General features: G+C 59.2%; 13 protein-coding genes. 10 read left to right on the top strand and 3 right to left on the bottom strand.

The window, feature by feature from the left end:
- Window positions 1–31: 31 nt before the first annotated feature.
- Entirely contained in the window at window positions 32–745 is a 714-nt protein-coding gene (torR, locus tag G5533_RS08390) for a two-component system response regulator TorR (protein ID WP_266134180.1), read from the bottom strand.
- A 145-nt stretch (window positions 746–890) separates the two neighbouring features.
- On the opposite strand from torR, the gene torC reads away from it, so the two are divergent.
- The 6 genes from torC (at window position 891) to G5533_RS08360 (ending at window position 7644) form a co-directional block, all read left to right on the top strand.
- On the top strand, window positions 891–2057 hold the full coding sequence (gene torC / locus G5533_RS08385; protein WP_005343495.1) for a pentaheme c-type cytochrome TorC: 1167 nt from the start codon (window positions 891–893) through the stop codon (window positions 2055–2057).
- Window positions 2058–2084: 27 nt separating this feature from the next.
- Window positions 2085–4577, top strand: a complete 2493-nt coding sequence (gene torA / locus G5533_RS08380) for a trimethylamine-N-oxide reductase TorA (protein WP_005338899.1) — start codon at window positions 2085–2087, stop codon at window positions 4575–4577.
- Between the two features lie 99 nt (window positions 4578–4676).
- Window positions 4677–5345, top strand: a complete 669-nt coding sequence (torD, locus tag G5533_RS08375) for a molecular chaperone TorD (protein ID WP_021230390.1) — start codon at window positions 4677–4679, stop codon at window positions 5343–5345.
- Between the two features lie 7 nt (window positions 5346–5352).
- Window positions 5353–5721, top strand: a complete 369-nt coding sequence (locus G5533_RS08370; RefSeq protein ID WP_216951965.1) for a hypothetical protein — start codon at window positions 5353–5355, stop codon at window positions 5719–5721.
- 170 nt (window positions 5722–5891) lie between these two features.
- On the top strand, window positions 5892–7031 hold the full coding sequence (locus tag G5533_RS08365; protein WP_421222387.1) for a hypothetical protein: 1140 nt from the start codon (window positions 5892–5894) through the stop codon (window positions 7029–7031).
- Entirely contained in the window at window positions 7021–7644 is a 624-nt protein-coding gene (locus G5533_RS08360) for a MipA/OmpV family protein (RefSeq protein WP_216951967.1), read from the top strand. Before G5533_RS08365 ends, G5533_RS08360 begins: the two co-directional genes overlap by 11 nt.
- Here G5533_RS08360 and G5533_RS08355 read toward each other — a convergent pair.
- A complete protein-coding gene (locus tag G5533_RS08355) occupies window positions 7634–7867 on the bottom strand; it encodes a hypothetical protein (protein WP_216951968.1) in 234 nt (77 codons plus the stop codon). The two genes, G5533_RS08360 and G5533_RS08355, sit on opposite strands and share 11 nt — an antisense overlap.
- 277 nt (window positions 7868–8144) lie before the next feature.
- A complete protein-coding gene (locus tag G5533_RS08350; RefSeq protein ID WP_216951969.1) occupies window positions 8145–8423 on the bottom strand; it encodes a hypothetical protein in 279 nt (92 codons plus the stop codon).
- A gap of 169 nt (window positions 8424–8592) precedes the next feature.
- On the opposite strand from G5533_RS08350, the gene acs reads away from it, so the two are divergent.
- The 4 genes from acs (at window position 8593) to accC (ending at window position 13125) form a co-directional block, all read left to right on the top strand.
- The gene (gene acs, locus G5533_RS08345) at window positions 8593–10539 is read left to right on the top strand and encodes an acetate--CoA ligase (protein WP_421255682.1); all 1947 of its coding nucleotides are present in this window, start codon (window positions 8593–8595) and stop codon (window positions 10537–10539) included.
- 288 nt (window positions 10540–10827) lie between these two features.
- A complete protein-coding gene (aroQ, locus tag G5533_RS08340; protein ID WP_139743401.1) occupies window positions 10828–11277 on the top strand; it encodes a type II 3-dehydroquinate dehydratase in 450 nt (149 codons plus the stop codon).
- A 36-nt stretch (window positions 11278–11313) separates the two neighbouring features.
- A complete protein-coding gene (gene accB / locus G5533_RS08335) occupies window positions 11314–11769 on the top strand; it encodes an acetyl-CoA carboxylase biotin carboxyl carrier protein (protein WP_216951971.1) in 456 nt (151 codons plus the stop codon).
- 15 nt (window positions 11770–11784) lie between these two features.
- Complete coding sequence (gene accC, locus G5533_RS08330; protein WP_216951972.1) at window positions 11785–13125, top strand: acetyl-CoA carboxylase biotin carboxylase subunit; 1341 nt, start codon at window positions 11785–11787, stop codon at window positions 13123–13125.
- Window positions 13126–13230: the final 105 nt, after the last annotated feature.

Here is a 13230-nt window from a genome sequence, read left to right as displayed (position 1 = left end):
GGTCAAACAGGCCAGGGCCACCGCAACGGAGTCAGGAGGCTATCTCGCCGGCAAACAGATAGCCTTCACCATGGACGGTGACAAACAGCTGGGGATCCCGTGGATCCGCTTCCATCTTGCCGCGCAGCCGCCGGATCAACACATCTATGGTGCGATCGCTCGGGCCATCGCCGCGATGGCTGATGAGGGTCAGGATCCGCTCCCGACTGAGCACCCGCCCGGCATGGGCGACAAAGGCCACCAGCACTTCATATTCGGCCTTGGTCAGGCGCACCGGCACTCCGTCCTTGCTGAGCTGGCGACGGGGGATGTCAAAACGCCAGGGGCCAAAGCGCACCGCATCGTCAGCCACCGCAGGCTCGCTCGACGCAGCGGCCGCCAGCGAGATCCGCCACAGCAGATTCTTGACCCGCACCAGCAACTCCCGTAGCTCGAACGGCTTGGTGACATAGTCGTCGGCCCCCATCTCGAGGCCGACAATCCGGTCCACCGCATCGCTGCGGCCGGTGACCAGAATGATCCCCACCGTGCTGCGCGCCCGCAGTTCACGGGTCAGCAGCAGACCATCTTCCCCCGGCAGGTTGATATCCAGCATCACCAGATCGACCGGCTGCTCCGCCAGCACGGCGCGCATCTCCTGGCCATTTTCGACCGCCGTCACCCGATAGCCCTCCCGCTCGAAATAGCCGGTCAGCTTCTCGCGGGTAACCGCATCATCTTCAACAACCAGAATGTGGTAGCTCATGGGCAGGGTTCACGATGGTCGACAAGGGAGGATTATTCTATTCACATTTTGTCATAAATACCCCTATTTCATTAATTTGTGGCGGCAGCCCTGTTCACAACGCCTCCCTATCATGGCTCCCATCAAAAAAGTGATGTGAGAGAGCATGATGAAAAAACTGTGGCACTTCCTGCGCACCCCCAGCCGCCGCTGGTCGGTACTGGCGCTGCTTCTGGTGGGCGTCGGCGTCACCCTAGCGGGCACCGTCGGCCTGCACTATGGCTTTGAGAAAACCAGCAGCCTCGAATTCTGTATCTCCTGCCACTCCATGAAAGACACCGTCTATCCGGAGTACAAGGAGTCCATCCACTTCAAGAATGCCTCAGGGGTACAGGCGGTCTGTACCGACTGTCACCAGCCGAAGGATTTCGTCGGCAAGGTGGCCCGCAAGATGGAGGCAGCCAACGACCTCTATCAGGAGTACATAGGCCACAGCATCGACACCCAGGAGAAGTTCGAAGACAGGCGCCTGCATCTGGCCGAGAAGGTGTGGGCGCGGATGAGCAGCCAGAACTCCAAGACCTGCAAGTCCTGCCACAGCTACGACAACATGGATCACGCCAAGCAGTCCCCGGCGGCAGCGCTGGCGATGAAAGATGCGGCGGCGAAGAACATGAACTGCATCGAGTGCCACAAGGGCATCGCCCACGAACTGCCCAACATGGCGGGCGGCTTCCGGGCCACTTACGCCACCCTGGTCAACGACGCGCAAGAGGCGCCAGCCGCCGAGACCCTCTACAACCTGGGTGAAAAAGATCTCTATGCCAGCGAACAGAGCACCGACCCGGTCGGCAAACTGCTACCTGCCTCCCGCATCGACGTCGTAGACCGCAGCGGCGATCGCCTCAAGGTGACCATCGAAGGGTGGCGCGAGAGCGATGGCAAGGGCCGGGTGCTGAGTGAATACATGGGCAAGCGGGTCTTCGTCGCCACCATCCGTGATGAACTGAAAGCGAGCGAGAAAGTGCTCAAGCAGGAGACCGACAGCGCCACCCATATCAAGTGGGAGCAGGTTCAGGTGCAGGCCTGGGTCGATGGCAAGGGCTTTGAGTCTTCACTTAAGCCGATCTGGGATTACGCCGGCGAGATGTACAAATCCACCTGCAACTCCTGCCACGGCGCACCGGATCCCGCTCACTTCACTGCCAACGGCTGGATTTCGGGACTCAAGGCGATGTCTGCCTATTACCGTCTGAGCAAGGAAGAGGAGCGCACCCTGCTCAAATACCTGCAAAACCATGCCGCCGATACCGGTGGTCAGGGCAGCCACTAAGTCCGGATTCGAAAGAGGAATAACAAGATGATCAATATTTCCCGTCGTGGTTTTCTGGGTGGCTTGCTGGCCAGCGGTGCCTCTGCCCTGATCGGCCCCTCTCTGCTCGGTCGCGCCGTGATGGCCGCCGAGTCCGGCGACAAGCTGGTGCAGTCCGGCTCCCACTGGGGCGCCTTCCGTGCCCGGGTGGTCGATGGCCGCTGGGTCGAGACCCTGCCGTTCGAGCATGACAAGCACCCCACCGACATGCTCAAAGCCTTGAGTGAGGTGGTCTACAACCCCTCCCGCATCCGCTACCCCATGGTGCGGCTGGACTGGCTGCGCAAGGGGCACCAGTCCGACACCAGCGAACGCGGCCAGAACCGCTTCGTGCGGGTCACCTGGTCCCAGGCGCTCGATTTTTTCTATCACGAGCTGGAGCGGGTGCAGAAAACCTATGGCCCGAGCGCCCTCTATGCCGGCCACTCCGGCTGGCAGTCAGTGGGCAAGCTGCACTCTGCTGGCGCCATGTTGGGGCGTGCCATGAACCTGCACGGCACCTATCTGGCCAAGGCCGGTGACTACTCCACCGGTGCCGCCCAGGTGATCCTGCCCCACGTGGCCGGCGCCATGGAGGTGTATGAACAGCAGACCTCCTGGCCGCTGGTGCTGGAGCACAGCAAGACCATCGTTATCTGGGGCTCCGATCCCATCAAGAACCTGCAGGTTGGCTGGCTGGTGCCGGATCACAGCGTCTACGACTACTGGGCACAGCTGAAAGAGAAGGTGGCCAAGGGCGAGATCCGGGTGATCAGTGTCGATCCGGTCAAATCCAAGACCCAGAAGTACCTCAATTGCGATCAGGTGACCCTGAATCCGCAAACCGACGTGCCGCTGATGCTGGGCATCGCCCACACCCTCTACAGCGAGAAGCGCCACGATGAGGCGTTCCTGAAGAACTACACCACCGGTTTTGACAAGTTCCTGCCCTATCTGCTGGGTACCAGCGACGGTCAGGTGAAGGATGCCGAGTGGGCCGCGGCCATCTGTGGCGTACCAGCCGAGACCATCCGCGAGCTGGCCCGCGCCATGAGCAGCGGCCGCACCCAGCTTATCGGCGGCTGGTGTGTGCAGCGCATGCACCACGGCGAGCAGTACGCCTGGATGCTGGTGGTACTGGCCTCCATGCTTGGCCAGATCGGCCTGCCGGGGGGCGGTTACGGCTTTGGCTGGCACTACAACGGAGCGGGCACCATCACCTCCAGCGGCCCCATCATGTCCGGTTTCAGCTCGGTCATTCCCGGCGTTAAACCACTCCATGACGGCGACTGGAAGGGCTACTCCAAGTACATTCCGGTGGCCCGTTTCGTCGACTGCATCCTCAATCCGGGCAAGCAGATCGCCTTCAACGGCCAGACCATCACCTACCCCCACATGAAGATGGCGGTGTTCTGCGGCAACAACCCGTTCCACCACCAGCAGGATCGCAACAAGATGGTCGCCGCATGGCGCAAGCTGGAAACCGTGGTCAGCATCGATCACCAGTGGACCGCCAGCTGCCGTTTCGCCGATATCGTGCTGCCCGCCACCACCACCTATGAGCGGGACGACATAGAGCAGTGGGGCTCCCACTCCAACGCGGGCATTCTGGCCATGTACAAGGTGGTTGAGCCGCTGTTCGAGGCGCGGGATGACTACGACATCTTCGCCGATCTCTGCCGTCGCTTCGGTCGCGAGGCCGAGTTCACCGGTGGCAAAAGCAAGCTGGAGTGGATCCAGAGCATCTATGACGATGCCCGCCTGCAGGGTCGCGGCATCGGCATCCGTCTGCCCCGTTTCAGCCAGTTCTGGCACGGCGAGGGCTTCGTCACCTTCCCGGCAGGCCAACCCTGGGTGCGCCACGAGTCGTTCCGTCAGGAGCCGGATCTGGAACCACTGGGTACCCCGTCCGGTCTCATCGAGATCTACTCCAAGACCATCGCCGACTACGGCTATGGGGATTGCCCGGGCCACCCGGTCTGGATCGAGCCCTACGAGCGCTCTCACGGCGGGCCGGGCAGCAAACAGTACCCGCTGCACTTGCAATCCTGCCACCCGGACAAGCGGCTGCACAGCCAGCTCTGCTCCTCCGACAACTACCGCGCCACCTACACGGTGCAGGGTCGCGAACCTGTCTATATGAATCCGCAGGATGCCAAATCCCGCGGCCTCAAGGACGGCGATCTGGTGCGGGTGTTCAACGGCCGCGGTCAGGTATTGGCCGGTCTGGTGGTGAGCGATGACTACGCTCCCGGCGTGGTGCGCATTCAGGAAGGAGCCTGGTATGGCCCGCAAGAAGGTGGCAAGGTGGGCACTCTCTGTACCTACGGCGATCCCAACGTGCTGACCGCCGACATCGGCTCCTCCAGCCTGGCGCAGGCTACCACGGCCCATACCGCGCTGGTGGAGATCGAGAAGTTCCGCGGGCAGGCACCTGCCGTCACTGCCTTCGGCGCGCCGGAATCGGCCAAAGGCATCGACCCCATGTTCCCGGCACTCTGACCCTGGGGGGATGAAAGCGCCCCCTTGAGTTTCCTTTATTTTTAAAGTCGTTAGAATCGGGAGCCATCAAGGCTCCCGATTGCCATCCACGGAGGAAAAATGCAGGAATTTATGGCTACCAGCGAACGCCGGGCCGAACTCTACTGGTGGTTCTCCACCCTGTTCGCCGCCGAACTCAGTGATGAGCAGATCGCCGAATATGACACCTATGATGTGCGAAGCTTCCTGAAAAGCCTCTCCACCCTGGATCCGATGCGCGAAGCCGTGGCCGAACTCAACGAGGCCATCGCCCGCCTGCTGGTGCGCCCGGATCGCCAACTGGAACTCGCCGCCGACTTCGCCGGCCTGTTTCTGGTGGATCCCAAACAGGGCGCCCTGCCCTACGAATCGCTCTATCGTGGCGAGGCAAAGCTACTGATGCAGGCCCCGATGGCCGAGATGCAGGCCCGCCTCGATCGCCTTGGTATCAATGTCAGCGATAAATACAAAGAGCCTGCCGACCATCTGGCCATCGAGCTGGATCTGATGGGCAATCTCATCATCCGCGCGGCGGAAGCCAAGAGCGCGGCCGAACGGGAACGCTGGCTCGACGAGCAGGAAGCGCTGCTGCACGGCCATCTGCTGGGCTGGTTTGACAAGTTCGAAAGCGCCTGTCGCGCCGCCGACCGGTTTGGCTTCTACGGCGCCAGTGCCCGTCTGCTGGGGGTCTTCCTCAAGATGGATGCCAACTACCTCTCTCTGGTCAAACCGGCACCGTCTGCCGACTGAGGCCGCGATGAAGACAGCCCTGCTTCTGATTGCATGCTGGCTGCTGGCCCTGATCCCGCTGGATCAGGGCATTACTCCCCTGATTGCGCTGCTGTTCAACCCGGATCGCGAGCTCTACGGCACCGCCCAGCTCACCGGATTTGCCGGCATCCTGCTCACCCTCTACCTTGCCAATCTCGGCGTCGAGGTGGTGTTGCGCCGCCGCTTCCAGATTGCCGGCATGCTGGCGCTGCTGGCCGCCTGGATCGACTTCATCAACAGCAGCGGCAGCGAGTCGCACTTCCTGCTGCTCTATCTGCTTGCCCTCCCGTTCCATCTGCTCGGCTGGCTGGTACTGGTGCGCGGTATTCAGGCATTTGGCCGAGAGAAAGGCTAAAAAATAGCCAATAATATTGCAAATCATGACAGCCAGGTCAGGCACTTCCCAGTCATTACAAGCACATCGGTACAGCTCCCCGTAATATTTGCTTACATTCAGCTCCCGTTCAGTTTTACAAAAGCCGATATAGTGCCGCTCCTTTCGCCACACTACACAGGAGCAATCGTATGCCTCCACAGGATGCGCGCATCACAGGCCTCGATCTGTTGCGCGGGCTTGTCATCTTCATGGCCGTCTTCGAGCACTACACCGGTTACCTCAACTACTGGTACATCGATTTCTTCAATCGGGAACATGCCTTGTGGGACAGCTTCTATGTATCACACAAGGCAATGGCGGGACACCTGCTCCCCATGGATCAGCTGACAGCACACGCATCAGCCTGGTTAATCCCCTGGGTCAGCCAGATCTACCTGGCCTTGGCCGCATTCAACCTGAGCCGCCGCGATCAGGCCAGCTTCAAGCCGCAGCTGGGCAGCAAGCTGGCCCTGTTTGCCAGCATCATACTGATGCTCTATGTCGAAGGGTTGGTCATTGCCCCCAACTTCGGCGAGGCCATCTCGTTCTACCCGGTCATGCTCTGGATGTGCCTGCTGGCGCTCTTCTCCATGGTGTATGCCTGGTTCGGCATCCGCGGCATGCTCCTGCTGACCCTTCTAAGCCTGCTACTGGATCAACTCGGCGTACAGGATCTGCTCGGCCATATCGACAGCTGGATGAAGCTGCACGTTCACCCAGACTATGAGCTGGATGCCCGTCTCGACCTCTTCATGGCCAGTGGCTGTTTCGGCTTTCTCTATGGCTGGTGCTGGCATCAGCGCCCACAATGGCGAGATCGCCTCAACCGTCTGGTACTGACGCTGTCGCTGGTGGCGCTGGCCATCTATCTCATGTTCGGCGAGACAAGCACGGTCGAGCTCAACGACATCTACGCCAACGAACACGAACTGGCGCTGGACATGATCGGCCGAGCCGGGATCTGGGGTATGGAGTTTCTGGTGATCGGTACCGTGCTCTGGCTACACCAACACAATATCCGTCTCTGCTGGCGACCACTCAACTGGATCGGCATGTACTCGCTGACCGTCTTCATCTTCCACAAGAGCATCTTCGTGCACCTGTGGGGCCCCTTGCTACTGTGGTGGACCGCCCGTCAGGGCACCATACTGCCCAACAGTTTTGGCCTTATCATGTTGCTCTGCACCGCCAGCATACTGCTTATTTATGCTTTCCAGCGCTCCGGCATCATCTGTCATCTGATGGGAATGCATCAGGATCGGGACTGGGCGCGGCTATATGGCAAATAAGTATTGGCTGTCGCTGCTAATACTGGTGACGCTACCATTGCAAGCAAAGGAGTTGTTACTGGGCAGCAGCTGGCAACTGGATAGTAACCAGGCCAGTAGTAACGCAACCCAGCACAGCCAACTCTGGTGGGGTTATGAACGGGAGACCCAGGTTGGGCTCCTTTTCACTAACGGAAGCAGTGCCGGGCTGGCACTACCTCTCTATGAAAAGAGTTTTATCGCCTTGGGAGTTGGATCCATGCCAGTGGTTGATAGTACCCGTTTCAGTGCTATGTGGCGCCTGGGATGGCAGCTGGATGATGACCATCAATTGACGTTGTCCCAGCTCGTCGACCTCACTGGCCGTTATGGCCAGCTCTGGTACATGGAGCACAGCCTGCCGCTGCCGGCCGGGCTCTCCCTCAACCTCTGGCTGACCCGGGGCAGTCAGGCACACATGGCCGCTTATGATGCTCATGAAGGTTGGCGAGACTGGGGGCTAACCCTGGAGCACAGTTGGGCTTGGCAAAAGTGGCAACTCGACGCAGAAGCGGGTGCCAAGCAGTGGCTCATCAAGGATCGCGATTGGCAACCCGTCGTGAACCTGACCCTGAGCTATCGCTTCAGCTGGTAACACTCACACCACAGGCAACTTCCACGTTTACCAGCGCCCACCTATCTTGGGTCCAGCCAAATGAAAACGCACAGACAGTCAAACCCATCGCATCATTAGGCTCTACAATGCAACTGCTTCCTGCAATCAGGGGGATATCCTGTTGCTGCGCACTCCAGGTTTCCTGACCAAATGGCAACATGCCAACCATGTTGCCAAATTCCATTACAACAGAGTCAATCATCGTCAGCCCTCTTTGCCAGCAAGCCGCACAGCTCAAGCACTAACGCTCTGATCGCGCATGATAAACATCCTCTGTTAGCGACATAACGCTCTCTCGGGATGTCAAAAGGACCACGGTAGCAAGGGCTTGCAACTCAGGCTGAACATCTGTGCCCACAAGCCCTTAACAGGGGAAAAAGGGATTATCTATTGGTACGCAACGTCAGGTCGACTGCGTTCATCAAAGGATGATGATGTCATTGGTGCCGCAGGGGAAAATCCCCTGGCGATAGATATGACTATCTGCCAAACGTCAGGGTGGGAACACCACCATCATCCCGCTCATTGAGCATGCGTGTGAGCGGTGAGTCGCCAGAGTAACGGGATCCAGGCTCACTGAGGGAAAATTTGGCCCCCGGTTTTTTTGCCTGCCATGCGTTGCCAAGCTGATCGGCAACCCGATCCCGCACGGTCTGTGACGGCTCCTGATGCGTAATCGCAAACTCTTTGGGGGGCTTGTCTGCCAGTACAGGCACATCAAACTGCCAGAGGGATGCACAGAGCAATAGAGAGAACATAACTACCTCCATCCATCAAAGTCCTCCTTTTTACTCACTCACCACCTGAGTGTCACCCATTACCCTGTAACCAAATGTTGCAGTCTATCCAAAAGTCTAATTGCCCCCATCAGCCAAAGGTATAAGTTGTTACTTAATTATTAAAAGTATGTATTCAAAGGAGTGAGTGATGAGCGAGAGCAAGGTCTATCCGGTCAAACCCCATATCAGCAACAGCGCCCTGCTCGACAAGGGCGACTACGCCGCCATGTACCAGGCCTCCGTCGAGGATCCCGATACCTTCTGGGGTGAACAGGGCAAAATCCTCGACTGGATAAAGCCCTACACCAAGGTAAAAAACACCTCCTACGATCCGGGCCATGTCTCCATCAAATGGTTTGAGGATGGCCAGCTCAACGTCTCCGCCAACTGCCTCGATCGCCACTTGGCAGAGCGTGGCGACAAGGTCGCCATCATCTGGGAAGGGGACAACCCTGCCGAAGATCGCAAACTCACTTATCGCGAATTGCACGCCGAAGTGTGCAAGTTTGCCAACGTCTTGAAAGCACAAGGGGTTCACCGCGGCGACGTGGTCTGCCTTTATATGCCCATGGTGCCCGAAGCCGCCATCGCCATGCTGGCCTGTACCCGCATCGGCGCGGTACACAGCATCGTCTTCGGCGGCTTCTCGCCGGAAGCGCTGGCCGGCCGCATCATCGACTCGGGCTCGCGCATCGTCATCACCGCCGACGAGGGACTGCGTGGCGGCCGTCCGGTGCCACTCAAGAAGAATGTGGATGAAGCGCTCACCAACCCGGATACCCAGGTCAACAAGGTTATCGTGCTCAAGCGCACCGGCGGCAATGTCGCCTGGCACAACCACCGCGACATCTGGTGGCATGAAGCAACCGCCGCCGTCAGCAGCGACTGCCCGCCCGAGGCGATGAACGCCGAAGATCCGCTCTTTATCCTCTATACCTCCGGCTCCACCGGCAAACCCAAGGGGGTGCTGCACACCACCGGCGGCTATCTGGTCTATGCCACCCTCACCTTCAAATATGTGTTCGACTACCACGAAGAGGACATCTACTGGTGTACCGCCGATGTGGGCTGGGTCACTGGTCACTCCTATCTGGTCTACGGGCCGCTTGCCAACGGCGCCACTACCATCATGTTCGAAGGGGTGCCCAACTACCCGGCCACCAACCGCATGAGTCAGGTGGTGGACAAGCACCAGGTCACCATTCTCTATACCGCCCCTACTGCCATCCGCGCCCTGATGGCCAAGGGCAACGAAGCGGTCACCGGCACCTCGCGCCAGAGCCTGCGCATCATGGGCTCGGTGGGTGAACCCATCAACCCGGAAGCCTGGGAGTGGTACTACCGCACCATCGGCGACGAACGCTGCCCCATTGTCGATACCTGGTGGCAGACCGAGACCGGCGGCATCCTGATTACGCCGCTGCCCGGCGTCACCGACCTGAAACCCGGCTCAGCCACCAAACCCTTCTTCGGGGTGCAACCTGCGCTGGTCGACAACATGGGCGAACCGCTGGAGGGGGCCACCGAGGGCAATCTGGTGATCACCGACTCCTGGCCGGGTCAGATGCGCACCGTATTCGGCGATCACGAGCGGTTCGAGCAGACCTACTTCTCCACCTTCCCCGGCCGCTACTTCACTGGCGACGGTGCCCGTCGCGATGCCGATGGCTACTACTGGATCACCGGACGGGTGGATGATGTACTGAACGTCTCCGGCCACCGCATGGGTACCGCCGAAATTGAATCGGCGCTGGTGGCCCATCCCAAGATCGCCGAAGCCGCGGTGGTGGGGGTTCCTCACGAGATCAAGGGTCAGGGCATCTATGCCTATGTCACCCTGATCGCCGGGGAAGAGCCGAGCCGTGAGCTGCACAAAGAGGTGAAGGAGTGGGTGCGCAAGGAGATCGGTGCCATCGCCACGCCAGATGTCATTCACTGGGCGGAGGGGCTGCCGAAGACCCGTTCCGGCAAGATCATGCGGCGAATTCTGCGCAAGATCGCCACCGGCGAGACCGACAGCCTGGGGGATATCTCCACCTTGGCGGATCCGGGCGTAGTAGACAAACTCATCCGCGAGAAGTCGGAAGCAGCCTGATCCCGCTTCGTTTGTTGCTCGACAAAGCCGGCCCTGTGCCGGCTTTGCTGTTTCTACAGCGGTACAAACGGCCTGAGCGGCTGAAACTGGGTGCACAGGGAGGTGGAGCTCAATAAATAGCCAGATGTAGAGATTAGACCAGTAAAATGCTGCTAATTTTCACGAAATCAATATAATTGCGAAATCTGTGTGCCAGGGCACACCGATTTGCGCAGAAAATGGCTAGATTTCAGGTAGTCCACAAGATAGCTGACAGATAGCAGCATGATCATCGAGGATGCACTCAATATGTCGCAACATCGCCGAATTCTCCTGCTCAACGGTCCAAACCTGAATCTGCTGGGCAAACGGGAACCGGGTATCTACGGCAGCAAGACGCTCGATGAGATCGTCGCCGATCTGAAGCTCAACGCCAGCGAACTCGGTGTCACTCTGGAACATCTGCAATCCAACGCCGAACATGAGTTGGTCAGCCGCATCCATCAGGCCATGGGTCAGGTGGATTTCATCATCATCAATCCGGCCGCCTTCACCCACACCAGCGTCGCCATCCGCGATGCGCTGCTGGGTGTCGCCATCCCCTTTATCGAGGTTCACCTGTCAAACGTTCATGCCAGGGAGCCGTTTCGTCATCACTCCTATCTGTCTGATGTCGCCAAAGGGGTCATTTGTGGTCTGGGGGCCGATGGCTATCAATTCGCTTTAACCGCGGCCGTGCGCCATCTGCACGCGGCTTGATAATCACTGATCAGATAAAGAAGAAAGAGAATGCTAATGGATATCCGCAAAATCAAGAAGCTGATTGAACTGGTTGAAGAGTCCGGCATCGCCGAACTGGAGATCTCCGAAGGTGAAGAGTCCGTTCGCATCAGCCGCAACTTCGCAGGCCAGGTCACTGCCGCACCGCAGATGATCATGCAGCAAGCAGCCGCTCCGGTTGCCGCTCCAGCCGCCGCCCCGGTTGCCGCTGCGCCGGCCGCAGATGCCGCACCGAGCGGTCACCTGATGCGCTCTCCCATGGTTGGCTCCTTCTACCGCTCCTCCAGCCCGGAAGCCAAGCCGTTCGTGGAAGTGGGTCAGCAAGTCAATGTCGGCGATACCCTGTGCATCGTCGAAGCCATGAAAATGATGAACCAAATCGAGTCTGACAAGGCCGGTGTGATCAAAGCGATCCTGGTTGAAAATGGTCAGGCCGTCGAATTTGACGAGCCGCTGTTCATCATCGAATAAGGGAAATCGCCACCCATGTTGGACAAAGTAGTCATCGCCAACCGCGGTGAAATTGCCCTGCGGATCCTGCGCGCCTGCAAAGAGCTCGGGATCAAGACAGTGGCCGTTCACTCCACCGCCGACCGGGAGCTCAAACATGTGCTGCTGGCCGACGAATCCATCTGTATCGGCAAACCAGCCAGTACCGACTCCTACCTCAACGTTCCGGCCATCATCGCCGCCGCCGAGGTGACCGGTGCCGTGGCCATCCACCCGGGTTACGGCTTCCTTTCCGAGAACGCCGATTTTGCCGAAGTGGTCGAAAAATCCGGCTTCATCTTCATCGGCCCGCGCGCCGAGACCATCCGCCTGATGGGTGACAAAGTCTCCGCCATCGAAGCGATGAAGAAGGCAGGCGTACCGTGTGTACCGGGCTCTGACGGTCCGGTGGACAACGACACCAAGCGCAATGCCGCTATTGCCAAGCGCATCGGCTATCCGGTGATCATCAAGGCTGCCGGTGGCGGCGGTGGTCGTGGCATGCGCGTGGTACGCAGCGAGGCCGAGCTAGCCTCCGCCATTGCCCTAACCAAATCCGAAGCAGGCCAGTTCTTCAAGAACGACATGGTTTACATGGAGAAGTACCTGGAAAACCCGCGCCACATCGAAATTCAGGTGTTGGCAGACGGCCAGGGCAACGCCCTCTATCTGGGCGAGCGTGACTGCTCCATGCAGCGTCGCCACCAGAAAGTGGTGGAAGAGGCGCCGGCGCCCGGCATCACCGCCGAAATGCGCAAGTTCATCGGCGAGCGCTGTGTGCGCGCCTGTATCGAGATCGGCTACCGCGGTGCGGGTACTTTCGAGTTCCTGTACGAGAACGGCGAGTTCTATTTCATTGAAATGAACACCCGTATCCAGGTTGAGCACCCGGTCACCGAGATGGTCACCGGTATCGATCTGATCAAGGAGCAGCTGCGCATCGCCGCCGGTCAGCCCCTGTCGATCACCCAGCAGGATATCCGCATCCGTGGCCATGCCATCGAGTGCCGGATCAACGCCGAAGATCCGGCCACCTTCATGCCCTCTCCGGGTCTGGTGCAGCGCTTCCACGCGCCGGGTGGACTGGGCGTGCGTTGGGACTCCCACATCTATGCCGGTTACAAGGTACCACCCCACTACGATTCGATGATCGGCAAGCTGATCTGCTACGGCGAGAATCGTGACATTGCTATCGCCCGCATGCGTCATGCGCTGGACGAGCTGGTGGTGGAAGGGATCAAGACCAACGTACCGCTGCAAAAAGAGATCATGAAAGACGAAAACTTCCAGCACGGTGGCACCAATATCCACTACCTGCACAAGAAGTTGGGTCTGTAAGGATCGCTGATAGTGACCGGACTTCCGGTGGAAGTCTGCTCCGCAAGGAGCCTCTGCTGAAAAAGGGCCATGGCGACATGGCCCTTTTTTGTTATCCTTGCGCCC

Source organism: Aeromonas sp. A600620 (genome assembly GCF_029479985.1).
Classification (GTDB): Bacteria; Pseudomonadota; Gammaproteobacteria; order Enterobacterales; family Aeromonadaceae; genus Aeromonas; species Aeromonas veronii_A.
The sequence above is the reverse complement of the archived record's forward strand: the minus strand, read 5'-3'. Positions and strand labels throughout refer to the sequence as shown.